Consider the following 23,593-nt stretch of genomic DNA (forward strand, 5'->3'; position numbering starts at 1 on the left):
TTCTCAGGTTGCCGTGTGGGAAGCCCGGTCCGAGCGGGTGCTACCGCAGGGGCCGGGCGTTTTTGCTGCGGGTGCGAACGTGGCGACCTTCCGAACCTGGAACGCCACCGGGATCTCCAGGCGCTCCCTGCGGCCGGATTCCCAGCCATCGCGGTAGACGGTGCGTTCGGTGTCGGTCAAGCGCAACGAGCGCGGCGGGTCCATGTCGAGGTTCGACCAGCCACGGGAATAGCCGTGGCGGTAGGCTCGAGCCAGGCGTAGACGGGCGTTCATGCCGCACCGCCGTGAATGCCGCGCATCAGGTCGTTGCGGAGTTTCCAGGCATCGGCCGGCACGGCGCTGTTGGCCAGCTTCAGCTAGTCCTTGCGCTCGGACTCGGGTAGGCCGTTCCACCAGCGGATGCCAGGATGGGCTTCGGTGGATGCGTCCACGGAACGCGGACGGACTGCTAGACTTGCTGTGCTCATGACGGTGGCCTCCTAAGGTGTCCGTCGTGGGAAGTCATCCGGTTACCGTTGGCGCGGTGCCGGATGGCGCATCTACGTCTACTTCGTCTCCTTCTCCTTCAGGCACTCCAGGCCCTTCGTGATGGCGTCACCCTGCGGCTCAGGACGCGCCCGCAGCCAGGTGGCCCACTCGCGCGGTATCCGCACGGTGAGTTTCACCAAGTCCTCGGGACGGGGTTTCCGGCCTGCGCCTTTCGGGTTTCGCTTGTCCATGCCTGCAGCATGGCACAGGGCGCGGAAATATGCCAGCAGAAATTAAACCTGCGCCTACGCGCGGGGCTGCACCCTTTGCCCGCTCTCCGCAGACACGCCCATAGCCCAACCGAAAATCCGTCTGCCCCCCTGGCGGGCCGATTTCGGCCGCATAGGCTGCAGCCGCTACCAAGAAGGGCCTCCGTTACGACTTGACAGCCCCCGGGAGCGAAGGGATATTCCGGTGAAGGACATTGGATTTTCTATCCTTCATTTTCCTTAGCCATAAGAAGAAACCAATGAAAAACAAGCGCCCTTGTTTGTTCGTCTTAATCATGGTCTTGGGAATCGGCAGCGGGCAGGCTATTGCGTTTGACCCGGATGCCGCGCTGCGTGAAGCGCGTGAACGAGAGCGACTGGAAGCTGATAGACCAGCACTTGAAATAGCAAGTCAGCGATATAGCGTGAAGGGACGAGATCGCGGGATCGCCGTAGATCGTGTGACCGGGCTTGAATGGATGCGCTGTAGCTTAGGACAAACGTGGTATCCGCAGAGTGATACCTGTCAAGGGCAAGCCTCTCGGTATAACTGGGATGACGCTATATTGCTCCCTCAGTTGATGAACGAAGCTGGGGGTTATGGTGGATATAAGGACTGGCGAGTACCAACGATAGACGAACTACGCACCCTGGTTTTCTGTTCGAGGCGCACACCGCCTATTGATCCCGAAGGCGGTAGATGTCCTTCGGGCTCTCGAAGTCCAACTATTTTTTGGGATATGTTTCCAAATACTCCCACGGGCAATTTCTGGTCGGCTTCGCCCTATGACAGTTATTATTCGGACAGCGTCTGGCGCGTGGGCTTCAGGCATGGCAGCGCCCATGGTTTCAGCGGCACCCGGAGCGGCCACGGCCACGTTCGCCTTGTGCGCGGCCGACAGTGATTTCTTGACCGCGCAGATGCAGCCCTTACATTGTCAGGTTTGCTCCCCTAGCCTGTGTACTGGTTCGCCCCGGTCCTGCAGCTTCCCTTTACAAAGTGGCTATTCGCCACTTCGTTTTCCTCGGGCTTCAAGGTTCGGACCGAACCTTGAACCGCCTTTCGCCTCCCGGGCCAGCCTGGACAGGATGTAGTCGCGGTTCTCCCCTCGCTTGGGCTTTAAGGTTCGGACCGAACCTTTAACCTCTGGGCCGTCGCCCACTGGTGGGCGCCCAACGGATGCGAGAGGATTCGCCCTCGCCTTCTCGGCACCGGCCTTAGCCCGCTCCCGCCGGATCGGGGGTCTGGTATCACTGCAGTCTCAGAACGGTCTCATGGTCTCACGGCGGCCCGTCGTTCCCAGCCTGACGAAAACCATCGGAAACCTGCACGGAACCCGGGTAGAAACTACAATCAAGCCTGACGGACCACACTGACGAAGGCAGCCATGGGCAGCTCGATCGACGGTAACAGCGCCAGCCTGGACCGACGCTCGAAGGGAATCATGGGCCAAGTGGACTGTGCGGACTACGGCATCGACGTGGACGCCATCGGCAAGGGGATCGAGCGGTTCCGGGCGGAGGTTCCGGAGGGCGAAGGAATCGCGCTGGAGGACAGGGTTGCGAAATTCATGGAACAGCGGAGGGATGCGTGATGGAGGACTACCCGATTCTGAGCACGCTGGTGGTGATTTACTTCATCCCGGTGATCGTGGCTCGGCTGCGGTCGCACCACAATACGTTTGCGATCGGAATACTTAATCTGGTGGCTGGCTGGACGCTGGTCGGCTGGATCGCGGCGCTCGTTTGGGCGTTTACCCGGCCACCGGAGGCGGAGCCACGCGTCACCTGGCACGAGCGCAAAGAACCGAGGCTATGACGAAGGCGGAGGAACAGAAAGTGGGTGGATCAATCGACAGCGTCAGCGAGAGCATGGACCGGCGCATGAAGGAGATCATGGGCCAAGTCGACCCCGAGGAATACGCGGTGGACGTGGACGCGATCGACAAGGAGATCGACGCGGAACTCTCGAAGGTGAAGCAGCCGGGGGACACCGAGGACGCCAAGCCCGCCCAGGACCGAGAGGGAGACTTCGGGTAGGCTCCTTCAGACCGGCATGCGACCGGCGGCCAGCGCTGCAAGCTGCTCGTCGGTCAGCGAACTCAGGTCCACCGGCATATCCAGCCCCCAGGCTTTGCGCTCGCCGTCCTGGACCAACTTCAAGGTCTCGACGTGGATCTTCGCGGCCTTCAGGTCCTCGAAGGCACGGCGCTTCATGACCAGCAGTATCTGCTGTCGCTCCATCGGATCCCTGATGGCCTCCGCGATCTGGTGCTCCCCGACGTTCTGGTGGTTCTCCTTCGCGGCCAGGGCCATCTGCCGCGCGGCCTCGAGTTCGTCCCGGTGCTTGTCGATCACTCCGGCACGGCGGGCAGCCTCGGCGTCGATGGCGGCAGCGGTTTTTTTGTGATCGGCCGGGTTGACGATCCCTGTGACCTTCTCCGTGACTTTCCGGTGAAGGGTCGCAGCCAGGTTTGCCCCGTTGTCCCACTGTTCCCGCTTTGCACGGCGGGATACGGCAGCCCGGTCCACGTTCATCCGGGCAGAGATTTCGCGCAGCGAGAGTCCGGCGCCCTCCCGCAGTGCCCGTGCTTCGGACCACTGTTCCGCCGTCAGCCTCGGCATCGCACATCCTCCCCAACGTAGATCACTGCAATCTCGGCCGACTGCTCCGGGGTCGGGTTCTCGTTCTGCGTGCAGGCAAGCCCAGCATGCCGGCCATTCGGTAGCTCTGCACCACAGCAACATACGCTGTCATGCCTGCCCTCGGCCCTGGCCCCACAGTCGGCACAGCGGGCAACGATGCTGCCGTCCTCCCGCTGGCCTTCAAGGACGCGCCCAAGGCAGTACCGGCACACGTGGTCAGTAACACGCCAGCCTTTCGGGTCCGGCCGGTCATCAGCCATCGGCATGCTGGTCCGGTCCCGACAACGCGCGATCGAGACACCACGCCAGCGCCCGCGTGTCGCCCAGCTTCGCCTGCCGGATCATGCCTTCGATGAGCCCCGGAATCTCAGGCACCAGGCGATCATGCAGCGCCAGGCGCGTTTGGCGTCCGAGGTTCCGGGGTCGGCCTGGTCGGCGTCCAGTGGGGGTGCTCATCACCGAACCCAAGCCGCCAGACGCGGGTCCATCCTGCGGATACCGCCAGCATCACGGTGCGCAGTCGCCGCGGCCATCAACGCCAGTTCGAGCCGCTGGCAAGTCAGCGCCAAGGCGTGGATTCGAGCCTCCTTGACCGCGTTGTTCCAGCCGCGCTCCCACTCGCGCAGCGCCTTGGTCACGAGTTCGTCCCGGACTGGCGCTTCGGCTTCGACTCGCGCGATCAGATCCTCCAGCGCTTCGGCATCCGTCGCCAGCAGGTGGACCCGCGCGGCATCGTCCGGGCGCTCATCGCCGGCCGCGCGCCGCTGTCCGATCGCAGTGCGCTCGCTCTGCAGGCGTTCCAGGCGATCGCGCAGTTCCCCGACCTTGTGGCGGTGCGCCCGAATCGCGGAATCCTCGGCTTGGGCCTTCTGTTGCGCCAGCAACAGGTCCACCGCGCGCTCCGCTGGCACATCGACCTCGGGCTTCGAGATCGTAAGCACCCGATCCACGATCGCCCGAATTTCGGCGCTAGCCTCTGCAGCCATGGCCTCAGCATCGGCTCGGACGGCATCCTGCGCGGCCGCTGCCGATTCCCGTGCCTCAACGGCTACCTGGTCCTCGAGCCGGTCCATCTCTTCGATGGCCAAATCCAGGGTCGCCCGGATCGAACTCGTGCCCTCGCCCGCTGCCACGGCGGCGTCCAGCTCGGATTTCGCTCGGGCCACGCGCTCGCGGGCTTTCTCCAGCATGTTCTGCGTCATCTCGGTCACCTCGGTTGCCGGGTTTCGGTGGATTCCGGCCCGGTAGTGGGCAGGTTCGCATCACGACATATCAGCGCGTGACCAAAAGTGAACTATGATTCACAATACGGTCCAATGGTCACGATCCAGACAACCAGTTCGTTCGATGCGTGGTTCGAGTCCCTGCGGGACCGGCAGGGCAAGGCGCGGATCGCAGCCCGGCTGCGGCGCGTAGAGATGGGGCACATGGGCGACGTGAAGGCGATCGGCAAGGGCGTGCAGGAGATGCGGATCGACTGCGGACCCGGATACCGGATCTACTTCACCCAGCGGGGCATCGAGATCGTGATCTTATTGGCTGGTGGCGACAAGGACTCCCAGCGACGGGACATCCGCGCGGCCACCGAACTGGCCCGGCAGATTGGAGACTGACGACATGACCACCGTGACGCTGAAGCGCTGGGACGTGGTGGACCACCTCCGCACTGACGAGGACATGGCCCTCTATCTCGACGCCTGCTTCGCTGAGGATCCAGGGGACGGGAGCCTGATCCGGGTCGCTCTCGGAGACATTGCCCGAGCACACGGCATGACCCAACTGGCCCGGGATACCGGCATGGCTCGCGAGGGTCTGTACAAGGCGCTGTCCGCTGAAGGGAATCCGGAGTTCGCGACGATCATGAAGGTCGTGCGAGCCCTCCGGCTTCGGCTGCATGCCCACAGCGCGAACGAGAACCGCGAGCCGGGCATCCTGGCGCAGTAGTCCTCCAGCCTGGATGGCGGCGGCGTTGGCGGTCAGTTCGCCGGCTTCCACCTTGTCCAGCAGTTCGGGGTTATCGCGGGCCAGGCGGCGGAGGGTGTAGGTCTGGTCATTGCCGCGAGATAAACGGGTTACATTGTCACCCGTTTTATTCCCCCTTCCCGGTCCTGCCTTGCCTTCCGCTACCGGGTTTGCAGGTAACGGATTCTCCGCAGCCTCCCGCACCTTCGCCGCGATGTCGGCCGCCCACAACGAGAAAGCCCCGGACGTGCCGGGGCTCAGGTGGGAATGACGGACTGGTCAGCCGGCCCCGAACGCGAAGTCGCTCAGGTGGTAGGCGCCTTCGCCAACGCTGGTGTCCCGGACGCGGCCGTCGACTTCGACCTCGACTTCTGGCGGCCCGTCCGGTTGCGGATGCACGTGCACCACGACATTGACCGGATCCGGGTTGTCGCGCTGGTAGGCGCTGAAGTGACGCTCGAAGCGTTCCCGGTGCTCGGTGGGCTCGCGCCAGTAGTAGGCGCCGCGGTCCCGGAAGCTGCCGGGGCCGGCGTTGTAGGAAGCCAGGGCGTCCTGCAGCGTGTGGATGTAGGGCTGGTCGAGCAGGTGGCGCATGTAGCGGCCGGCGGCTTCGATGGATGCATAGGGGTCGAACGGGTCGTTCAGGCCCATATCCCGGGCGGTGCCTGGCATGAACTGCGCGATCCCCATCGCGCCCGCATGGGAAACGGCGTTCGGGTCGTGATTACTCTCGGTGCGGGTCAGCGCCCAGATCGTTCCCCGAGGCAGGTTGTAATGGGCGTCCACGCGCTCCATCGCGGCCCGCGATGGGATTCCATCGGTCAAGCCGATCTCCGGCCCGACCGTGTGCAGGTCAGACCACGGGATGATCCCGGGGCCGATGCGGCCCAGGCCGCCAGACGGTTCTGGCTCGGACGACTCCGATTCCGGTCGGCGCCGGCGGAACCAGGACCGGAATCCGGATGGCTCCGACCCCTCTTCCCTGGAAAACCGCTCGCGCATCCAGTCCAGAACCCAGCGCCGGGTGGCCTCGCCTTGCGCCTGTCCCGGCAGGGTCTGGAGCGGGTTGAAGCCCGAGTGATTGCGGATCCAGCCGAGGTTTTCGTTGATCTGCTTAAGCTCTCCGATCAGATCATTCACCACGCCGACCCCATCCGCGAGATAGCGCGTCAAGTCTGTGATCAACGGGCGGGCGTCGTGCACCAGTTGCTCGAGCTGGTCGGAAAGGCGGGCAGTCTCCCGCCCCCAGTCGGACGCCACGGTCTCAATCCGCCCTTCCTCCGCTGCACGCCGGATGCGGCCGGCCACGTCCTCGACGTTCACCGGACCGGCCGCACGCGCTTCCTCGAGGATCTTCGCGATCTGCCCCAGGCCCGACGCGTCCATCTCGGACAGGTCGACGCCTGACTTCTCCATCAGCGACTGCATGTTGCCCAGGCCGGACTGGCGCATCTGCGTGTCCATCTCCATCAGCGATCGGGCCTGGATGCTCGACAACCCGAAGAACCCGCCCAGCGCCGAGTACGACGCATACGGGTTGTTCAGGTTCTTGGCATCGCGCCGGAACTGGTCCATCACGATCTGCAGCAGGGTGCGATTGTCGTCGCCACCGAAGGCCTGCCCCGGGGTGCCGAACGCGCCGTAGTCGCGCAGGTAGCGCTGCTTGTAGATGTCGCCGGTCACACCAGCCAGCGCCCGGTACATGAAGAACTCGCCAGCCTCGCCGCCACCGATGTTGCGGACCCCGGCATCGGCCGCCGCCAGGATGCGTTCACCGGCACCACCCTTCAACGCGGTCTTGCCGGTCGCGGCCGATACATCGAACATCGCCGAGTAGGCTTCCATGATGGCGCGCGTGTTCGGCGCCTCGAGCGTCGATTCCCAGATCCGGTCCGCCATCCGCGTCACCTGCCCCAGGAGTTCGTCGCCGCGGGCATACATGCCGGACCGGCCGATCATCTCGGCCAGCATGGTCGCGAACTCGCGCCGGTCCTGACGCTCGAACACGCCCGAGAATTGCAGGCCGCCGAACGCTCGCGTCGTGCCCTCGGCATTCATCCCCAGGCCACGGGCCAGCGCCACCGAATCCTTGACCGCATCGGTCGCGCCTTCCACCTCGCCGGAGGCACGCGCATAGCCCTCGGTCAGCCGGGCCACCTCGGCATTGGCCAGCCCGAATTGGGTCAGCAGCCCGGTCACGCTGTCGCGCAGTTCGTCGAATGTGCGCCCCAGCTCGTCGTAACGCATCAGGGTATCGGTGGCCTCGCTGGTCTGGTCGGCCTCACGCAACCCGCGCATCAGGCTGGCCACGAGGCCACCGCCCATCGCCAGCGGCAGCGCCGTGCGCGCGAGCGTCCCCAGCGAACCACCCATCGGTGCCGCGAAACCGCCACCACCCGGCGGACGCTGGCCGCCATCGCCACCGTAGGCGTGCCCGGATCCCTGCACCAGCCGATGCAGCGCCTTGTCCCGCTGCTGCTGTTCCGGGAACGCACGGCCCCAATCCACCGCCCACGGGTCGCGACCCGCCTGGCCAGAATCGCGCAGCCCGCGCGCAAACTGGCTTCCCGGGGAAATCCGCTGCAGCGCCAGCATGCTCGAACGCAGCCGCGCCATGTCGCGCTCCAAGTCCTTCAACTCCGGATGCGATAGGTCCATCTCGGAGAAGGCCTTGCCTTCCTGTCCCGCACGCTGAATCGCGCGCTGGATGTCCTGCATCGCGCGCAGGACACTGCTGGGATCTGCAGAAAATCGAACGTCGCTCATGCCCGGCTCCTGGGGGCCGTGTTCCGATGGCTGCAAACGTACCACGCTGCGCGCTGTGAAGCGCTCCAGAACGGCGTGACGCTACACTGCCCGTGCCCCGCCGGTTCCTCGGTCTCCGACGCGGGTCGCCCCGCCAGCAGCGCTCATGTAGGCGGGGCGTTTTTCTGCCTGCCGCCAGACGGGAACCCTTCCTGCCCGGGGGCTGTTTCGTATCGTATGCATTGGCGAATACGTATTCCGATACGATACGAAACGGGGTAAAACCCGGGCCGAAACAGGCAAAAAAAAGCCCGGCGCGATGCCGGGCAACTCTGGCAGGAGGCGAACAGGTATTCGGGTCATCCGTCGCGGCGCAGGATCGTCAGGACCGGGGCTGTGTGGTTCAGTGCCGTCTCGGCACGCATGACATCAAGGGGATTCACGTCGGGCCGCTGCAGCATCTCGCCCAGGGCCTTGCGTCGCGAAGCGTGCGCTTTCATCAGCGCGTCCTGCTGGCGCTGATGATCGCGGACCGTGCGAAGCAGCCCTTCCAGGTGCCGCGGCCCGTGGATGCGGGCCATCAGTGCCGCTCCCTCGGCGGTGGCGAGGCAGCGGCACCCATCGCAGCACCGGCCGCCGCGCGGGCAGCGAGCCCGACCAGCGGCGCAACCTTGGTCATGACTGCGTTCTCAGCCCGGTTTAGCTCAACCTCGCGGCGCATCACGCCAGCCGGGTCCAGCTTGCCAGCCTCGAAGTCGGCCTTCATCCGCTGGCGCTCCTGCCGGATCTGCTCAAGCTGGCGCTGGCGATCGTCCCCGTAATCCCGCAGCCGGCGGCCGCTGTCGGTGAACTGCTTGCTCGGCGGTCTGCGGTCAGGGAGCCCGGCGGCTTTGGCGAACTCGGAAATGAGTCGGTCGAGTTCGGCGTAGTCAGTATCCATCATGGTCTCGGTCCTCGGTTGGTCGCCCCGTCGGGCGCGTGTACGGCGTACAGGCTCATAGTCGCATCACGACTGACGGCGGCGTTCCGCAAGCTGTGCGCGGCGCTCGGCGAGCGATTCCCGGGCCAGCAGCCGCACCCACTCGCCATCGTGCTCCCCGCGATCCGCACGACGGCGCAACTCGATCGCTTCCTCTGCCAGGCGTCGGCGATACGCTTGTCGCTGCTTCCTGGAGGGTTCCGGCCTCGGTGTGAGATCCGCAATGCGCTCGGCGATCCGGGCCAACCGCGCTTGCGCAACATCGCCCATGGGGCCGCGGGATCGGATTTGCCGGCCCTCGCGTTCCAGTTCGCGACGTTCCTCGAGTTCCCGTCGCTGCCGGCGGACAGGGGTATTCAGTGTGCGCAACACCCGTGCGATGTGAGATTCGGTCATGTTCGTGTCTCCTGTTAGGTTCATGCAGCCCGACGGCGGCGTCGGGGCTTTCGTTTCGATGCGAACTCGCCGATCAGCTTGTCCACGCGGGTCCAGTCCTCGGACGGCGCCCGGCGGATCATGCGAACCACAAGACGGCCATCGAGCATGCGGGCCTCGGCGACCGCGACATCGGCTTGCAACAGTTTCAGCAGGGCGCTCACAGTCCCCTCCCGCTGGCCTGATTTCTCTGCCACTCCCGGAACGCGCGCAGTTCGCGTTCGCCCGCGGCTCCTTTCGTTCGGCTCATCGCGCCCATCACTGACCCTCCTTGCTCGTTGCGGCCGGCTGGAAGTCCTCGGGCGGCTCCCAACTCGTATCTTTGGGCGTTCTCGGCGGCTCCTGCCGGCGGTAGCTCCCGTGCCGGCGGGGCTTTCGGGCGGTTTTCGGGCGGAACAGGTCGCGTTGCTGTGTCATGGTCATCGCTCCTTCGGTTTCGGTTTGCGGCGCGGTTGCAGGCGGAATAAGGCCAGCGGTCGAAACGGGGACGATCCCGGTCGCGCCCATGCTGACAGGTCGGGTCGGTCGCGACCTGGGTTCATGCGGTCGCCCTCCGCTTGCCCGACGGTCGCGCCGATCTCGCGGTCAGCACCGCGTCCGGGATCAGCGTCCACGATTCGCGCAGGGCACCATCCCGGCCGGTGTAGTGGCCCCGGGTCATGCGGCCTTGCGCCGTGACCATCTCGCCCTTGGCGGCCCGGTCCAGGGCCTCGGCGGCAGCCCCGAAGGCCAGCAGCGATACCCACAGGGTTTCCGGTTCCTCAGCATTGTGTGGCGTCACGTCTACAGCCACCGACGCGCGAACCATCAGCTTGCCGGTCTTGGTCTCGCCCGCCACGGGGTCGGCGCCGAGGCGGCCATGCACGGATGCGTAGATCATCGCGTCACCTCCCGCAGCCATGAGTTCGCAGCGAAGCGGCCGGCGTTGGATTTCCGGTGTTCCACCGGCTCAGCGTCGGCGGCCTCGCGCCAGCGGCGGGCGTATTCGGCCAGCAGGCTTTCCCGGGCGCGTCGAAACCGAGTGCGGGCATCGACGAACTTCCAGTCCTCGCGCAGCAGCGGCAAGCCGTCCAGCGGGCCGGCATCGCGCTCTGTGCGGGCAGCCGGTGCAGGAGCCGGCGCGGGCTGGGCCTTCCGTTCCCGGGCCAGGCGCTCGGACACGGCCTTGGCGAAGGCGCGCAGGAACTCCGGTCGGCAGTGGGGCGTGTAGCCCTCCAGCCAGTCGCTGCGGCCTTCCTCGCCGAATGCCTCCAGCAGTTCGGACAGCGTGACAGGCAACCCCTCGGCGGCTCGGGCCAGAGCGATGCGCAACTCCGTCACCGACCGTGCAACCGGGGGTGCAACTCGGTCTGTTTCCGATGCAACTTTTTGCCCGTTTTCAGGGGGTCCGAGTTGCATTACTTTCCCTGTGGGAGTTGCATGCTGGTTGCATGCTTGGTTGCGCCCCAAAACCGCAGCAGCAAGCCGTTTCAGGCTGGTCGGTTGCGCAGGGGTTGCATGCTTGGTTGCGTGCTCCGAGGGTGAAAGTTGCAGGTTGCATCTACTGGGGGCTGCAACCGTGCAACTCCCATGCTCCGAGCGCTGTTGATCCGGCCTCATTTCGCACCTCCCGAGAGGTAGCCGCCGGCCTTCGCACGCTTGGCGTGGCGACTGACGGTGGACTTGTTCACTTCCAGTTCCGTGGCGATTTCGGACTGGCTCATGCCCTCGTTCAGAAGATCAACCACGCGATCGAACGTGGATTCCTCGACTGTGCGGGTCGCCCAGGTCATCAGGCCGTCGGGGCCGGTCGTCAGCGTCGCCTCGATCGGCTGCACGTCCTCGCCGTAGATCCCGCGCGACTTCTCGAAATGGCACTCGAACACGGCTCCCTGCTCGGGGCTGTAATCGTTCGGACGCGACAGCGCGATCACCGTGTCCAACACGTCTTCCCGGCGGCTGGTGCCACGCTGGGCTCCGCCTTTGCCCGAATGGTGGACGAACAGCACAGACCGCCCCGAAGCCCGCTGGCGCAGCGCCCATGCCTGCACCGGGGTCCAGGCGTCGGCATCGTTCTCCTTGGCGCTTGTCAGGGTCGAAATGTTGTCGACGACGATCAGCCGGTGCTCGGGCAGCAGAGCACTCTCGATGGCGTCCTGTCCGTCGGTAGTGTCGATCCGCGGCATCCCCTCTGGCTGGAGGTCCGGGGTCAAGATCGTAAATGGCGCGATGGCCTCGCTCTCGGCACTGGCGACGATCGCGGCCAGGCGCTCCTGCATCGCGACCGCCGGCATTTCCCCGTCGATGTAGAGGACACCCGCAGGTTCCGGCGCGGTCCAGCCGAGATAGGTGCCGCCGGCCGCGATCGCGTAGCCGACACCGAGCGCGAAGTGCGTCTTGCCGATCCCTCGGCGGGCGTAGACCATGCAGAGCCCTTGAGCCGGCAGCCACGGCGCCAGGAGATTCTTGCGGGGCGGGAAATCCCGACCCAGAAACTCCGCCAGCCCGATAGGCCGGATCGGCCAGGCATCCGCTTCAACATGCGTCGGCTTCACAAACTGGGCCGGGTTCATGCCGCCCCCCTTGTGGCCAGCACGGCGGCCAGATCGTTAAAGTCGCTGCCTGCGGCCCCAGGCGGGAATTCGGGGAACGCCACTTCAGCCCCGGCGGCGCGGGCGGCCCGGTTCGCGGCCTCGGTGCCGGCCGGGTCAGCGTCCCCACATATCACCATCGGCAGGTTCGGCCAGCAGCGGCGGGCGCCTACAGCCACGGTCGGCAGGTTCCCCGCGTCGATTGCGGCCAGTACCAAGGCCTCGGGCTTGTGTTCGGCCAGGGTGGCCCCGGTCGCCCAGCCTTCGCACAGCAGCAGTCGTTCGGGTTCCTGGGGCTCGGAAACCGGAATGAACCGGCCCGCTTTGCGCCCACCCTTCAGCAGTCGCTTGAAACCGCTCGCCTCGATAAACTGCAAGCTCCACAAGGCGCGCTCGAAGTCCGCCACGGGCAGGCACAGCAGCCCCCGGTGTTCGCGGGCGCCATGGGGCTCCACGCCCTTCCGGCGCAGGTATCCATGCCCCGGGTCCGCAGGCTTCGCGGCGTTCCAGATTCGCAGGGCGCGTTCAGCGGCGGCCAGGTGTTCCCGGCGCTCGGCCGCAGCCCGGGCAGCCCTGGCGCGTTCCCGCTCGGCCGCTCGCTCGGCCAGGTCGACGCGGGTGAACGGTTCCGATCCCCCCGGCAGCAGCCCGGCACGCTCGAGCCATGCAAGGCAGTCGCGTGTGGTCACGGCTCCCGTCTCGCGGCGGATCAGGTCCAGCACGCCGCCACCGGTACCGGCCTCGTGGTCGTACCAGGTGCCGGCGGCCAGATCCACGGACACGGAACCGTGGCGTCCGTAGCGGAGTTCGCGCGAACTCGACAGCCTCGGGTTCGGTTCGCCGAGCAGCAGCCGGGCTACCGGCTCGGCCAGGTCGGGTAGCTCCCAGCTATGCGCGCAGGTATGATGTCCGCGTCGGTGCTCGCCGATGCTCTCGCCCGGCCCCCGGTGTCCCCACACCGGGCGGGCCTTATTTTCCGCCCTCATAGCAGGCCCCGTGCGCGGCAATACCGCATCACCGCCTCGACGACGCGCTGGCTATGCGCCAGCCCGAGATTGTTGGCGCAGGTCGGCCCCAGTTGCAGCACGCGCGATACCGGATCGTCCAGCTTGCGGCCGCACGCCTGACACTTGTTCAGCGGTTTGAGTGCGGCATAGAGGGGCGCAGGCCAGTCGGGTGCGTCTCCGTCGATATCGAGCAGTACGCGCAGCACGCGCTGGCCGATCTCCGGCGACGGGTCACGCTGGAGCGCGATCAGGGTGTGCCCCATCTCACACACGCACGTGCATTCGACGAAGCCGAGATAGGACTGGCCGTCGGCGTAGACGGTGAGCGACACGGTATCTAGCGACTCGTGCCAGGTGGTGCGCCCGTCGCGGTCGACCTCCTGCACTACTTTGGTTTCGATGCTGACCTTGATTGCATCTTTCGGTGATCCACCAGGGAGGTCCAGGGTCAGCGCAACCTTTCGCGCGCCCATCGGCTCGCTGGCATCATCGCTAGATCCCGGAATTTCCCAGCAAAGCAGGCGGCTCACCCATTGCTCGATCGGTGAAATCCACTCCACCGGGCCAGGGGTGACGGTGTAGCCACGGGCGCGCAGATCGTCGGCTTGTTCCTGCTGGGCCTCGGTTGCCGACGCCAGAAACTCCCGATCCATCTCGGCAGATTCCTCGTCCGTCAGGTCCGGCAGCGGCTCGAAATCTTGCGGCTTGAGCGAGGCAAGGTTGCGTTCGTCCCAGGCGGTGACAGCCTTGCTCTTAAGCGTGGCCGTCCTCATCAGGCCACCTCCGCTGTTGCTTCGTGGCGGCGGCTCTTGGGCCCCGGCGGAGTGCGGGCTTTCGTTTTGCGGCCAGCTTCCAGCAGCCGTTCCAGGCTGTCGGCGGGCCAAGCCAGGCGGCCGTTGGGTAGGCGGTCAGGCCGAAGTCCGTAATAGGAACCCGAGCGGCAAAGTTGCACTCGGATTCCTTCCGGGGTTACCTGCATAAAGTCGGCGATTTCGCGGGTCGACAGTCCGCGCGTGGTGTTGCGGTCGGCCATTAGGTGGCACCTCCTATCGTTAGGTTGGTGGTGCCACACTACTGATCACGAGCCCCGAAAAGGGGGGAGATTTCTAACTAGTTTCGGACGAATCACCCCCCTTTCTTGCAGGCGTCTTTCACATCACGCGGTGTCATCGGCGGAATCGGATCATCGATCGCGTTCACAACTTGCGAAATGAGCGCCCAATGGGGAGCCGCGAACATGCGTCCGAACTCCGATCCGAGGAACCCTGCCCGCGCGGTGGCGTGTGCGCGTGGGGCGTTGGGCTTTCGAGGTTGGATCTTCGTCGGCCTGGGGGACTCCAGCGCGCACAACGCTGCCAGCGTTTTCAGGTCCGCAGCGAGTCGCCCATGTAATTTCGACACGTCTTCACGGTTCATCGTTGTCTGAACTTCCGCTGCCATCTGGAGCATGTCCAGCGGAAGATCGCTCAGGAGTCGCCGAAGAACTTTCGCCTTGCCTGAAACATCTGCTGCCAGGTTCGAGTATTGCGCCCAGCTACGCCGGTCGACGAAATCGGCGGCATCGAAGCATGCGGACCTGAGCACGTCGACCGCGAGCCGGTCCCGGTCTTGTTGCGTGCGCTGGGCGGCCATCTCAAGCTGTGGCAGCAGCTTCGCAGTTCGGAGCTTGCGCCAGATCTTCGGAAAACTGGGGCTACTGAGAAGCTGGAACACCCGCACACGATCGCGCGTGGCGAAAAGCATTCGCTCTAGCGATTCAAACGGCATGCCTTGAAACTCGCGTTGTTGCGAGAACGCCGACCAAATCGGTGCGGGGCAGCCTCGCCACTCCGGCGGTCGCCCGGCGGGCATCACATCACCAGCCGCAGCGTTGGGGCCCCTGCCTCCGGTTTCTCAACGCCTCCCGCTTCGAGAATCCAGTCCTCGATCTTCACATGCCACATCCGCAAGAGGTCCAGCGGCCGGCGGCGGTAATGCTTCTCCGCAATGGCGCTCGGCTTGTGGCCCTGAATCTGGGCCACGACACCCACCGGGCACCCAACCCATTCGGACAGCGTGCCGAAGCTACGGCGCAGCCCGTGCAGGGTCAGGTGCGGCAGCCCAGCGGCAGCCACGGCGCGGGAATGGGCATGGTTCGGCTCGCCCATGCGGCCGTGTTGGGTGGTCGGGCTCGAAAATACCCAGGGGTTTGGCTTCCCGTTCGCCAGCTCGCGGCGTGGCAGGGCTTGCAGCAGTTCGGCCAGGTAAGGTGTCAGTGGAATGGTTCGCTCGCCCTCGGCCTTGTCCCGCAGGGTCAGGGCGCTCCATGAAAAGTCCACGTCCTTCCAGCGCAAGGCGGCCAGTTCTCCGGGCCTCGCCCCGGTCAGCAGCAGCCCTTGCAGGTAGGCGGCTCGCACCGGATCACCGATCGCGCGCACCGCGGCAAACCATGCTGGAAGCTGCTCGCGCTGCAGGCAATCGTCCTTGGGTTTCTTGCGCGGCACCTTGCGGCGAACGTCCTTGGTCAGCAAGGCGGCCGGGTCCACCAGTCCGCAGTACTCGGGATGCTCGTTGGCCCAGTTCAGGAAAGTGCGCAGCAGACGAAAAGCGAGCGCTGTGGTGGTCGGGCGGCGCGTAGACGACTGCCGCACCAGGAGTTCCGACAGGTCTTCTGCCGTCAGATCCTGCAGGAGCTTCCTTCGGAGAGGGTACAAGACCCCGGCCACAGTCTTCTTCTTGCCGCGGCGGCGAGCCTTCCCCGGGGCATTCATGGCCTGCGCGTGGCTTTGCAGGTGGCCTTCGCTCCAGTTCGATGATTGGTCCGCGACGTAGGCATCCCATGCCTCACCAACCGTAACCTTCGCGCGAACCTTCTCCGCGCGTGCCTGCTCTGCGGCCTTGGCCTGCTCGGCCCGGGCGTCCGCTGGGTGAATGCCGGCTCGAATCATGTCCCCCAAGCGGCGAGCCTCGGCACGAACATCGTCGATACTCGCGAACGCGGTCACGGCGTCGATCGTGATGCGCAAGGACCGGCTGTGCAGCCGGGACTGGAAGACGAAGGACTTGGCGCCGCTTGGCGTGACTCGAACCCCCAGACCAGGGGCATCGGTGTCCCAGAGGAATGTCTGTCGCGCCCCTTCCCTGCATGCCAGGCTGTCGATGCGCCCTCGGGTCAGGCGGACGCGGGTAGAATTCGCCGTAGCCATTGGGAACCTCCGCTTAGGTTTCCGGTGGTCAGGGTCTCGCGGGTGTTGGCGCACCTGCGGGGTCCGTCTGCTTACACGAACCCTCCGTGTAAGCACTATGTAAGCAGTTTCGCGAAATTCAGGTTCATTGTGGCGCGTTATCATCGCGGGAGCAAGCCGAGCGAGAATCACGCAAGTCCATGACAGAACTAGCAAAATATCAACGAGGCATAACGCTTGCTAACGGTGCTGGATTTCAGCCGATTGGGCGACTCATAATCTCTTGGTTGCAGGTTCGAGTCCTGCCGGGCCCACCAATAAAAACCGCTACTTACACGAATCAAAGGGCGGCGACTGAAGCCGGGACAAGCGCTTAGGAATCGCTCAGGAACCCTCCCGCACAAGAAACCCGGCACAGCGGCCGGGGGCGGAAGCACTGGCGGCATCCGGTTACTAGGGCCGGTCCCGCGGGATCAGCCAGCGCCCGATTATCAGCGCCGGATCGCTACCGCTGGTCGCTCGATCGCTCGAGGTTCAGCGCCAGCAGCCGGGACTGAATCTCCGGCTCCGACATATCGGGCGTGTAGTCGGCCCACCCGTAGGCCGCGGCCACCGCTTCGTCCAGAACCCGGTGCGCGTGATCCTGCCAGGCCGGCCGCTGGTTGTACCGGTTGGTCAGGGTGCGATTCTTCAGGTCCGCTTAATGACCCGCGGCTTCGGGACGATCCGATCCGGATAGCCCGGCAGAACCTCCGGCACCCGGTCCACCCACTCGGGCGGGTTCAAACTGTTCTCGATCTCCTTGTTGACGCCCAGACGGCCCGTGCGCAAGCTAGGCACGCTTCACTGCTGAATGCCCGACCACGCAACCCCGGTGGCCCTTCACGGCCCTTATGGAAAGGCTTTACATAGGGGCCGGCAAGAGACACCCGATGACCGATGATGGTAATGGCCATCTTTGAGCGGGCAGTCATCGGGGTTCAATCCGGGGCCGAGCGCGAAACCGACTGGCTAGCTCCGCGCTGCGTGTGCAGGACCCCACCGCCATGTGGAGTCGGTTGATCGCCTAGCGGGTCAAGTGCGGCCCCGCATCGACGGGGAGCACGACGGGCTGCGCTGTGGCAACGTCATCGACAACCACCGGCACCGGCTCGCCCGCCCTTGGTAGGGACGCCTCTGTCGCCTCCGCGCGTTGAGTCCGGCTACTCCTTCGCGACGCGCGTCAAGGCAGCGGCGGCGAGATCACCCGACCCGCGCGGCGAGCCATACGACGATGGCCCGCTCCGCATTGCAGGTCGACTCGCAGGCAATTGGAAGGCAAGGCTGTCGCACGTCCCGTCACGCCATTGGACCATCCGGCAGCGACACCAGCCCCAACACCCTAACGTCGTAGGCTACTGCAGGGAGAACCGCAACTCGAACACGCGGACACCGGCGGTCTGTCTGCACAGGAAAACATTGAGTCGTCTGCCCGGCCCGACACCTGACCCGGCCCCGGGGCGGCCGCTTGACGGTCGACATACACCCCGGCGTCAGTAAACGGTCATGTCGAGCCGTATAGCCTCCATTTTCACTGTACCCGCGGCTTGAACGCCAGAACCACCGGCGGAAGCTGGCCCCTCTGGTAGCGCAAAGCGCCAGTCTCGGGATCCCGCGTGTACGTGGTGGTCGGTCCCCTCGCGGTGCCCGGCATGACGTAGGAACGCAGCCCGGCTGTGAAGAAGCCGTGCAGATGAGGATGGCCTGGAGCCGTCACATCGATTGCCGGCGGGACCATCTTATGGGTAATGGAGGTGCAGGCGCCGTCAGCCAAGCCGCTAATGGTGTCGCAATCCCTCGTGAAGAAATGCACGAAGAACTGGTCATGGTTCGCCACCGCGCCCCGATAACTGCTGGCCGAGCCGTCCAGAACCGAGTCGGAGGAGCGCGAGCTGCGATCGGGGACGTTACCGACACCCTTCAGCCTAGATGCATCGTTGATGGAGAGACCGTTGTAGGTGGCGTTGCCCGTCCTGATGCCCAGGGTGCCAATCACCGCGTACACTTGGCCCGAGTCCAATGGCTGCGGCGGCATGAAGAAGTAGCTGGCATCCTGGCCGTCGCCCAGGCAGTTCTCGCCGATGTCGCGGCAGTACGGCCCAAAGTGGCCGAGCCATACCTCCACGTTGCCCATGATTGGCGCTTGCCCCATGGTGGGTGCTTCGAGGACGGCGAGGTTCCACGGCCCGCCGACGGCGCGGTCCCTCACTGCGTTGACCAGAGCGTCGAGATCATCGCTCAAGAATCCCTCATCCACGGCGTCACGCACATCGGCAGCAATTTCGAAGAACGGTTGGGCGGGTCGCGGGGAAAAGGGGCTCTCGCGAACCCGCAGGACCGTCAATGGCAGGCGCGACCGCCAGGCGTTCGCGGCCTGCTGGCTGTCCGGCATGGCGTACCGCAGGCCGGTGAGAAAATCAGGCGCGTGCCGGTCGAGCCCCAGCGGCCCGAGCTTGCCTCCCGGAGGCTCTCCCGGACGGACGAAGTGCCTTGCGATCTGCTCGGTGAACACGTGGTCTTTGGATACGCCCAGCCGCTGCAGCGCGGACCGCACGCCGGAATCCATCGCCTGATCCGGAGTGACCACAAAGTAGCGGATCTCACCGAACGATGCGCCCGCGTCGTCCCCGTCCATCACCACGTTATTGATGCTGTTGCTGACGCTGGAGAAGCTCTGGACGCGCCCCTCGTGGCGAGCCAGCGTGGAGAACAGATAGTGGACCATGTTCGAATCCTTGAAGCGATCCCGTCCGCCCTGCAGGGCGTCCGTGATCCACGGATAGCCGCTCCGGTGAACCGAGTCGCCCTCCGGGACGACCCATTCGTGGCTGAACACGTAGGACTGCAGGCCCATGTACTTTCCCGGTGGCGGCATGCGCCCGAAGATCACGATCGCCTCCCGGGGGTCGAGCCGGTAGGTCGAACTGTACCCTGGCCTGGTCTTTCCATACACGTTGGTGGTCGCCGGGTCGACGAATTCCTCGGGCCATGGCTGGACCGCCGCCAGAACGTACGGCGAGGCTGGATTGTTCGCATAGCAGTTGAGCGTGACTGCGAAAGTCAGGTCGCAGTCTTCCATGGTCCAGAGATGGGGGTACCCGCGCGTGACCTCGAACCCAATGCTGTTGAGCTCACGAATCAGCACCCGCGTGAACTGTTCCAGGCCGCCCTTGGCGGTGACGGCATTACCAGGTACCTCCTTATCGATCCGGGGTGTCTGGCTGAAGGCGTGCACGCTGAATACTGCGAGCAGGGCCGCCGCAATGGCGCCCCACGCACTGCTGGAAGCCGAGAATTTCATGGAAGTCTCCTCCGAGCAAGGTGAAGCCCAGCTCTAACATGGCACTGCACTCGACGGAGGTTATTGACCGAAATCAACTTCTCGGACTTCTAACACCGAATCGACGGCGATCAGCCGCGCGTGGGTTTCCTGCACGATCTCATCGATTTCCAGCGTGACCGGCGGGGATATGGTCGAGCCAATATTGTTGGCACTCGCTGCCAGGCTTGCAGCCGCATCGCGATTGCAGCGACCGAGGCAGCGGGGCCGGCGAGTTCAGGCCGTGGCCACCGCCTGCCGGCGCGCGAGCAGGAATTGGTTCATGATGGCCCGCAGCGCCGCCGGCTTCACCGGCTTGCGCATGGTGGCGAGCTCCAGGCTGCGCACCCGCTCGCGCACCTCCTCGCCGTAATCCGCCGTGACCACCACGGCCGGGATGTCGCCCCAGCGCTCGCGCAGCGCGGCGATGCTCTTCAGGCCGGCGTCCTGGCCATCGAGATGGAAATCCACCAACATCAGATCCGGCGGGCGTCCCGCCTGCTCCATGACGGCCAGCGCGCCGGCGGTGTCGGCGGTGTCGGCGGCCGTGACGGCGCAGGCCCAGCCCTCGAGCAACTGGGACATGCCCTCGAGAATGCTGTGCTCGTTGTCCACGCAGAGCACCAGCGCCTGGTGGAGGCGCGCGCCGAGCTCACGGCGATTGGCACTTCGGCGGCGAACATCGAGCCGCGGCCGAACTCGGACTGCACGCGGATCTCGTGGCGGAGCGCCCGCGCCATGCGCTGCACGATGGCGGGCCCGAGGCCCATGCCCTTGGCGCCGAACTCGTCGCGCGGCTGGAAGCGCCGGAATTCCTCGAAAATGTCCCGCTCGAGATGCTCCGCCGGGATGCAGGGGCCGGTGTCCCAGACCTGGATGGAGAGGAACTGGCCATGCCGGCGGCAGCCTAGCAGGACGCGGCCCTGGCGCGTGTAGCGCGGCGCGTTGGAAAGGAAGTTCTGCAGGATGCGGCGCAGGAACTGGCGATCCGAGTGCACCGTGACGCTGCCGGGAACGGCGGGGAACTCGATGCCGCGCTGGCGCGCGATGAGGCTGAAGTCTAAACGATAGGAAATCCAACCGCCTTCACCGCAGAATCCCTTCGGCCCGGGGCCTGTCAAGTCGCAACGGGAGCCCCTTCTGAGCAACGGCGGCAGCCTATACGGCTGAAATCGGCCCGCCAGTGGGTGGCGAGGCGGTCTTTCCGGTGGGCTATGGGTGTGTTTGCGGAAAGCGGGGAACGGCGGGGCCAGCAGCCCAGCGGGGCTGCTTTACCTAGACACCCGCTGGTCGTGCTCGTACTCCGGCGCGGGCGCCACGGCCTCGGCCGCCAGAGCGGTGACGGCTGGGCGCAGCGGTGAGTTCGGGGCGAGTACGCCTGAGTTGCGATGGCGATGCTGCCGGGGCGGTGGGACCAGTGCGGCGATGCGGCCGATCAGTTCCAGCGGCGAGAGGATGGTCCGGGTGCGCCCTTCCGGGCCCGGTTTGGGCAGGCGGTAATCAGCCGCTGCGGGTCGCGTTCTTCCGGTCGGCTGCGAAGGAGGGACGGGCGCAGTAGCGCAGCAGACGCTCCAGGCCCTCTCGGTCGTCCGCCTCGATGCGCACGCTCGCATCCAGCGAGAACCCGCCGCCGTGTTCCCACGCTCGCGCCCGTGACACGCTGACCATCGGCAGCGACACCCGCCCGCCGAAAAGCTGTTTTCAGATCTCTGCCACCCACCCCCGAAACCGGGCTTGTCCAACAAACGGCTCAGATCGTGGCTCGCTTCGCTCACACGATCTAGCCTTATCCGTTATGGCGCACGCGACCGCCGTTCGAGTTTCGATCGGGCGCGCAAACCAGTGACCGACAACAGAATCGGACCCGTACCCGATCGCCACCCTACTGCGGCCTGGCATTCATCTCCAACAGCGTTCCCTCATGAACGAACATGGCCGGGAGCACACACCCCGTGGTCCCTGCTCATTCTGCGCAGGACACGGGTTCGTTCTCGCATGGGAGCATCTGGACCGGGAGAGGCGCGATCGGTGAGCCGACCCACTTCATCAGCGTCAGCGGGTGCGAGCAGGGTCGCTGCTCCAGAGGTTGAATCAGCGGGCGGGATCGGCCCTTCGGGAGGAGGCCAGCCTGATTTCGGGGACCCGTCCGGTACACGCGGGCGCGCGCATGCGCACCCAGTTCCGGGACCGAATCAGGCCATCGCGCTGGCCATGTCTCCATAGACCCCGTCGCCATAGCGCGTAACCCGGTTCCGGCCGGCCTTCTTGCTTCTGTACATGGCCTGGTCGGCAAGCGCGATGAGTTCCTGCAAGTCGTGCGCGGTGTCGGGGTAGCCCGCGTAGCCGACGCTGACCGTGGCGCGAAGCGGGGTGCCCTCAACATCGATGGCCATGCGTTCGATCGAACGGCGCAAGCGCTCGGCCGCATCGCCCGCCGCCTGGAGCCCGGTGTTGGGGAGCAGCACCACGAACTCATCGCCGCCGTAGCGCGCGATCAGGTCGGAACGGCGCAGCACACTACTCATGCTGTCCACGATGCCGACGATCAGGCGGTTGCCGGCCTCGTGCCCGAAGCGGTCGTTCGTCTCCTTGAGGTTGTCCGCGTCGATCATCATCACACTCAATTCGGTCCGTTCCCGCTGCGCCCGAAGCAGTTCGCGCTCGAACGCCATATAGAACGCCCGCATGTTGGCGACACCGGTCATGCCGTCGGTCTCGGAGAGATCCCTGAGAATCCGGCGCGAGAAATTCATGTCGTTCGCGAGCATCGAAGTCAGGTACGCCACCAGCGCGAACGGCCCGAGCTGGAACAGCACGTGAGCGAAAACCTCGAAGCCATAGAATGTTTGGCCCAGCAACGCATGCCAGCCGTACAGGTACAGCACGGTAATGAGCCCGACCACTGCCAGGGTCATGGTTCTCCCCAGCGTCAGCGCGGCAAACACGATCGGCAACAGGTAAAGGTTTACCAATCCGCTGTGCTGCTCGCCGGTGTGCCAAATCACAAACGCGATCAGCAGCGTCATGGCCAGCGTCTCCACGACCAGCTTCCAGCGTGCCTCGCGGGTAAACAGGTTCAGGTAACGGAAGCCGATGATCATCAGCGCGAAAGCCGCGCTGGCCGCCGCGATCGGAAACACGTCGACGTCCGCGCCTGGGATGACCAGGTAGACCAGGATCAGAATCAGCAGCAGCCAGAGGGTTTCCGCGAGGGTGCGATGAAATCCCTTCAGTTCGAGCTGCTCGGTATCGGGCATCCCGTTGACGCGTGCATCCGCGGCACGCCGGGACCCCTTCCCCACACCGGTTTTCGTCACTTTGCTTGCCCGTCCCTGCCTGACTCCGTCACTCAACGCACATCCGTCACGCGCCCGCTACTGCATTGCGATCCCGGTTCCCTGCGCAGTTCCCCGACCGAACGCCGGCGCGCAGGGCTGCGTTGTGGCCCCCAAAGCCGTCCAGCCTTTACTTCAACAGGCTGCTGGGGTGCGGATTTAACACCAAGCTGCGTCAGGCATCCAATTAACCTTCTGCCACGGTCGGACATTCAACGCACGGCGGGCGGCGATATCCACTGCTTCTGAGCTGCAGCCCGCTATCGGTCAGGCAATCAACTGGCGGCCTTTATCTGCCCCCCGCCTGCCGATCTCCGCCTCGCATCGGCGACCAGAGTCGGGCTGGCGCCCAGCGGGCTGTGCGGTGCCGGCCGGCGCAGCCCGGGTTCGCCAGAGGCGCTCAGTCGTCGAGGACGTAGACGGTACCGCAGTACGGGCAGCGCATGCGCCCGTCGGGGGACTCGTCGATCGGCAGGTATACACGCGGATGCGAGGCCCAGAGCGCGCTCTGCGGGGTCGGGCAGTGCAGCGGCAGCTGGTCGCGGCGCACCGCGACGGTGGTCTCCGCATTGGCCTGGGAGAAGCGGTCCTGCTGTTCGGCGCTGTGGGGATTGGGCATGGCAGTGTTTCCGAGTGCTGTGCCGGCGGCCGGCCG

The 23,593-nt window shown here is 65.5% G+C and carries 28 protein-coding genes and 2 pseudogenes; 6 read left to right on the top strand and 24 right to left on the bottom strand.

The genetic code is table 11. The features are described from left to right. Nucleotides 1-3 precede the first annotated feature (3 nt). Entirely contained in the window at nt 4-273 is a 270-nt protein-coding gene (locus THITH_RS14575) for a hypothetical protein (RefSeq protein WP_006747080.1), read from the bottom strand. A gap of 724 nt (nt 274-997) precedes the next feature. Here THITH_RS14575 and THITH_RS18240 point away from each other — a divergent pair. The 4 genes from THITH_RS18240 (at nt 998) to THITH_RS14590 (ending at nt 2,777) form a co-directional block, all read left to right on the top strand. Beyond that, on the top strand, nt 998-1,642 hold the full coding sequence (locus THITH_RS18240; protein WP_156925533.1) for an Lcl C-terminal domain-containing protein: 645 nt from the start codon (nt 998-1,000) through the stop codon (nt 1,640-1,642). A 483-nt stretch (nt 1,643-2,125) separates the two neighbouring features. After that, a complete protein-coding gene (locus THITH_RS14580; RefSeq protein ID WP_006747077.1) occupies nt 2,126-2,332 on the top strand; it encodes a hypothetical protein in 207 nt (68 codons plus the stop codon). Next, nucleotides 2,332-2,556: a superinfection immunity protein gene (locus THITH_RS14585; RefSeq protein ID WP_006747076.1), complete on the top strand. Its 225-nt coding sequence runs from the start codon at nt 2,332-2,334 to the stop codon at nt 2,554-2,556. Before THITH_RS14580 ends, THITH_RS14585 begins: the two co-directional genes overlap by 1 nt. A gap of 20 nt (nt 2,557-2,576) precedes the next feature. Then, the gene (locus THITH_RS14590) at nt 2,577-2,777 is read left to right on the top strand and encodes a hypothetical protein (RefSeq protein ID WP_025367600.1); all 201 of its coding nucleotides are present in this window, start codon (nt 2,577-2,579) and stop codon (nt 2,775-2,777) included. Nucleotides 2,778-2,783: 6 nt separating this feature from the next. Here THITH_RS14590 and THITH_RS14595 read toward each other — a convergent pair whose 3' ends face one another. From THITH_RS14595 to THITH_RS14605, 3 genes are all read right to left on the bottom strand, one after another. Beyond that, entirely contained in the window at nt 2,784-3,362 is a 579-nt protein-coding gene (locus THITH_RS14595) for a helix-turn-helix domain-containing protein (RefSeq protein ID WP_006747074.1), read from the bottom strand. Nucleotides 3,363-3,635: 273 nt separating this feature from the next. Continuing rightward, a complete protein-coding gene (locus THITH_RS19555; RefSeq protein WP_269667586.1) occupies nt 3,636-3,758 on the bottom strand; it encodes a hypothetical protein in 123 nt (40 codons plus the stop codon). A gap of 80 nt (nt 3,759-3,838) precedes the next feature. Then, entirely contained in the window at nt 3,839-4,585 is a 747-nt protein-coding gene (locus tag THITH_RS14605) for a hypothetical protein (RefSeq protein WP_006747072.1), read from the bottom strand. Nucleotides 4,586-4,699: 114 nt separating this feature from the next. Here THITH_RS14605 and THITH_RS14610 point away from each other — a divergent pair, with 114 nt between their 5' ends. Both THITH_RS14610 and THITH_RS14615 read left to right on the top strand, forming a co-directional pair. Further along, nucleotides 4,700-4,996, top strand: a complete 297-nt coding sequence (locus tag THITH_RS14610) for a type II toxin-antitoxin system RelE/ParE family toxin (RefSeq protein WP_006747071.1) — start codon at nt 4,700-4,702, stop codon at nt 4,994-4,996. 4 nt (nt 4,997-5,000) lie between these two features. Beyond that, nucleotides 5,001-5,327 carry an addiction module antidote protein gene (locus THITH_RS14615; protein ID WP_006747070.1) on the top strand — a complete coding sequence of 109 codons (327 nt, stop codon included), beginning with the start codon at nt 5,001-5,003 and terminating at the stop codon, nt 5,325-5,327. A gap of 297 nt (nt 5,328-5,624) precedes the next feature. On the opposite strand, the gene THITH_RS14625 is transcribed toward THITH_RS14615, so the two are convergent. The 20 genes and pseudogenes from THITH_RS14625 to THITH_RS14720 all read right to left on the bottom strand — a co-directional run bounded on the left by THITH_RS14625 (nt 5,625) and on the right by THITH_RS14720 (nt 23,557). Next, nucleotides 5,625-8,111 (bottom strand): lytic transglycosylase domain-containing protein, encoded by a 2,487-nt coding sequence (locus THITH_RS14625; protein WP_006747069.1) that lies wholly within the window; start codon nt 8,109-8,111, stop codon nt 5,625-5,627. Nucleotides 8,112-8,449: 338 nt separating this feature from the next. Beyond that, nucleotides 8,450-8,671, bottom strand: coding sequence for a hypothetical protein (locus THITH_RS14630; RefSeq protein ID WP_006747068.1), 222 nt, complete (start codon nt 8,669-8,671; stop codon nt 8,450-8,452). Beyond that, entirely contained in the window at nt 8,671-9,033 is a 363-nt protein-coding gene (locus THITH_RS14635; RefSeq protein WP_006747067.1) for a hypothetical protein, read from the bottom strand. Before THITH_RS14635 ends, THITH_RS14630 begins: the two co-directional genes overlap by 1 nt. 63 nt (nt 9,034-9,096) lie before the next feature. Continuing rightward, nucleotides 9,097-9,465 carry a hypothetical protein gene (locus THITH_RS14640; protein ID WP_006747066.1) on the bottom strand — a complete coding sequence of 123 codons (369 nt, stop codon included), beginning with the start codon at nt 9,463-9,465 and terminating at the stop codon, nt 9,097-9,099. A gap of 20 nt (nt 9,466-9,485) precedes the next feature. Continuing rightward, a complete protein-coding gene (locus THITH_RS14645) occupies nt 9,486-9,668 on the bottom strand; it encodes a hypothetical protein (protein ID WP_006747065.1) in 183 nt (60 codons plus the stop codon). Nucleotides 9,669-10,042: 374 nt separating this feature from the next. Further along, complete coding sequence (locus THITH_RS14655; protein WP_006747062.1) at nt 10,043-10,384, bottom strand: single-stranded DNA-binding protein; 342 nt, start codon at nt 10,382-10,384, stop codon at nt 10,043-10,045. Further along, nucleotides 10,381-10,824 (bottom strand): hypothetical protein, encoded by a 444-nt coding sequence (locus THITH_RS14660; protein WP_156925534.1) that lies wholly within the window; start codon nt 10,822-10,824, stop codon nt 10,381-10,383. Before THITH_RS14660 ends, THITH_RS14655 begins: the two co-directional genes overlap by 4 nt. 275 nt (nt 10,825-11,099) lie before the next feature. Next, nucleotides 11,100-12,056, bottom strand: a complete 957-nt coding sequence (locus tag THITH_RS14665) for an AAA family ATPase (RefSeq protein WP_006747060.1) — start codon at nt 12,054-12,056, stop codon at nt 11,100-11,102. Beyond that, nucleotides 12,053-13,060, bottom strand: a complete 1,008-nt coding sequence (locus THITH_RS17185; protein ID WP_006747059.1) for a toprim domain-containing protein — start codon at nt 13,058-13,060, stop codon at nt 12,053-12,055. The genes THITH_RS14665 and THITH_RS17185 overlap by 4 nt, the downstream gene beginning before the upstream one ends. Continuing rightward, the gene (locus THITH_RS14675; RefSeq protein ID WP_006747058.1) at nt 13,057-13,854 is read right to left on the bottom strand and encodes a DUF6011 domain-containing protein; all 798 of its coding nucleotides are present in this window, start codon (nt 13,852-13,854) and stop codon (nt 13,057-13,059) included. The genes THITH_RS17185 and THITH_RS14675 overlap by 4 nt, the downstream gene beginning before the upstream one ends. Further along, nucleotides 13,854-14,114 (bottom strand): hypothetical protein, encoded by a 261-nt coding sequence (locus THITH_RS14680; protein ID WP_006747057.1) that lies wholly within the window; start codon nt 14,112-14,114, stop codon nt 13,854-13,856. The genes THITH_RS14675 and THITH_RS14680 overlap by 1 nt, the downstream gene beginning before the upstream one ends. A 92-nt stretch (nt 14,115-14,206) precedes the next feature. Next, nucleotides 14,207-14,932, bottom strand: coding sequence for a hypothetical protein (locus tag THITH_RS14685; RefSeq protein WP_006747056.1), 726 nt, complete (start codon nt 14,930-14,932; stop codon nt 14,207-14,209). After that, nucleotides 14,932-16,266, bottom strand: a complete 1,335-nt coding sequence (locus THITH_RS14690; RefSeq protein ID WP_006747055.1) for a tyrosine-type recombinase/integrase — start codon at nt 16,264-16,266, stop codon at nt 14,932-14,934. The genes THITH_RS14685 and THITH_RS14690 overlap by 1 nt, the downstream gene beginning before the upstream one ends. 669 nt (nt 16,267-16,935) lie before the next feature. After that, complete coding sequence (locus THITH_RS19430; protein WP_232222209.1) at nt 16,936-17,085, bottom strand: hypothetical protein; 150 nt, start codon at nt 17,083-17,085, stop codon at nt 16,936-16,938. A 730-nt stretch (nt 17,086-17,815) separates the two neighbouring features. Next, a complete protein-coding gene (locus THITH_RS14695) occupies nt 17,816-19,585 on the bottom strand; it encodes a hypothetical protein (protein WP_006747054.1) in 1,770 nt (589 codons plus the stop codon). 255 nt (nt 19,586-19,840) lie between these two features. Next, nucleotides 19,841-20,218, bottom strand: a complete 378-nt coding sequence (locus THITH_RS14700) for a response regulator (RefSeq protein ID WP_156925535.1) — start codon at nt 20,216-20,218, stop codon at nt 19,841-19,843. A 104-nt stretch (nt 20,219-20,322) separates the two neighbouring features. Beyond that, a pseudogene (locus tag THITH_RS19770) lies at nt 20,323-20,601 on the bottom strand (sensor histidine kinase); the annotation flags it as partial. Nucleotides 20,602-20,889: 288 nt separating this feature from the next. Continuing rightward, nucleotides 20,890-21,229: pseudogene (locus THITH_RS18260) on the bottom strand (transposase); the annotation flags it as partial. A gap of 566 nt (nt 21,230-21,795) precedes the next feature. Continuing rightward, nucleotides 21,796-22,905, bottom strand: a complete 1,110-nt coding sequence (locus tag THITH_RS14715) for a GGDEF domain-containing protein (protein ID WP_025367604.1) — start codon at nt 22,903-22,905, stop codon at nt 21,796-21,798. A 433-nt stretch (nt 22,906-23,338) separates the two neighbouring features. Beyond that, nucleotides 23,339-23,557 carry a zinc-finger domain-containing protein gene (locus THITH_RS14720; RefSeq protein WP_006747049.1) on the bottom strand — a complete coding sequence of 73 codons (219 nt, stop codon included), beginning with the start codon at nt 23,555-23,557 and terminating at the stop codon, nt 23,339-23,341. Nucleotides 23,558-23,593: the final 36 nt, after the last annotated feature.

The sequence above is a fragment of the Thioalkalivibrio paradoxus ARh 1 genome, from assembly GCF_000227685.2.
Lineage (GTDB): Bacteria > Pseudomonadota > Gammaproteobacteria > Ectothiorhodospirales > Ectothiorhodospiraceae > Thioalkalivibrio > Thioalkalivibrio paradoxus.

What these genes read in the sequence shown, in the direction of transcription:
- THITH_RS14685 (WP_006747056.1), bottom strand. Translation starts at nt 14,932, where the DNA reads ATGCCCGCCGGGCGACCGCCGGAGTGGCGAGGCTGCCCCGCACCGATT.
- THITH_RS14595 (WP_006747074.1), bottom strand. Translation starts at nt 3,362, where the DNA reads ATGCCGAGGCTGACGGCGGAACAGTGGTCCGAAGCACGGGCACTGCGG.
- THITH_RS14675 (WP_006747058.1), bottom strand. Translation starts at nt 13,854, where the DNA reads ATGAGGACGGCCACGCTTAAGAGCAAGGCTGTCACCGCCTGGGACGAA.
- THITH_RS18240 (WP_156925533.1), top strand. Translation starts at nt 998, where the DNA reads ATGAAAAACAAGCGCCCTTGTTTGTTCGTCTTAATCATGGTCTTGGGA.
- THITH_RS14720 (WP_006747049.1), bottom strand. Translation starts at nt 23,557, where the DNA reads ATGCCCAATCCCCACAGCGCCGAACAGCAGGACCGCTTCTCCCAGGCC.
- THITH_RS14625 (WP_006747069.1), bottom strand. Translation starts at nt 8,111, where the DNA reads ATGAGCGACGTTCGATTTTCTGCAGATCCCAGCAGTGTCCTGCGCGCG.
- THITH_RS14610 (WP_006747071.1), top strand. Translation starts at nt 4,700, where the DNA reads ATGGTCACGATCCAGACAACCAGTTCGTTCGATGCGTGGTTCGAGTCC.
- THITH_RS14585 (WP_006747076.1), top strand. Translation starts at nt 2,332, where the DNA reads ATGGAGGACTACCCGATTCTGAGCACGCTGGTGGTGATTTACTTCATC.
- THITH_RS14655 (WP_006747062.1), bottom strand. Translation starts at nt 10,384, where the DNA reads ATGATCTACGCATCCGTGCATGGCCGCCTCGGCGCCGACCCCGTGGCG.
- THITH_RS14690 (WP_006747055.1), bottom strand. Translation starts at nt 16,266, where the DNA reads ATGGCTACGGCGAATTCTACCCGCGTCCGCCTGACCCGAGGGCGCATC.
- THITH_RS14635 (WP_006747067.1), bottom strand. Translation starts at nt 9,033, where the DNA reads ATGATGGATACTGACTACGCCGAACTCGACCGACTCATTTCCGAGTTC.
- THITH_RS14680 (WP_006747057.1), bottom strand. Translation starts at nt 14,114, where the DNA reads ATGGCCGACCGCAACACCACGCGCGGACTGTCGACCCGCGAAATCGCC.
- THITH_RS17185 (WP_006747059.1), bottom strand. Translation starts at nt 13,060, where the DNA reads ATGAGGGCGGAAAATAAGGCCCGCCCGGTGTGGGGACACCGGGGGCCG.
- THITH_RS14580 (WP_006747077.1), top strand. Translation starts at nt 2,126, where the DNA reads ATGGGCAGCTCGATCGACGGTAACAGCGCCAGCCTGGACCGACGCTCG.
- THITH_RS14575 (WP_006747080.1), bottom strand. Translation starts at nt 273, where the DNA reads ATGAACGCCCGTCTACGCCTGGCTCGAGCCTACCGCCACGGCTATTCC.
- THITH_RS14605 (WP_006747072.1), bottom strand. Translation starts at nt 4,585, where the DNA reads ATGACGCAGAACATGCTGGAGAAAGCCCGCGAGCGCGTGGCCCGAGCG.
- THITH_RS14640 (WP_006747066.1), bottom strand. Translation starts at nt 9,465, where the DNA reads ATGACCGAATCTCACATCGCACGGGTGTTGCGCACACTGAATACCCCT.
- THITH_RS14630 (WP_006747068.1), bottom strand. Translation starts at nt 8,671, where the DNA reads ATGGCCCGCATCCACGGGCCGCGGCACCTGGAAGGGCTGCTTCGCACG.
- THITH_RS14665 (WP_006747060.1), bottom strand. Translation starts at nt 12,056, where the DNA reads ATGAACCCGGCCCAGTTTGTGAAGCCGACGCATGTTGAAGCGGATGCC.
- THITH_RS14695 (WP_006747054.1), bottom strand. Translation starts at nt 19,585, where the DNA reads ATGAAATTCTCGGCTTCCAGCAGTGCGTGGGGCGCCATTGCGGCGGCC.
- THITH_RS14615 (WP_006747070.1), top strand. Translation starts at nt 5,001, where the DNA reads ATGACCACCGTGACGCTGAAGCGCTGGGACGTGGTGGACCACCTCCGC.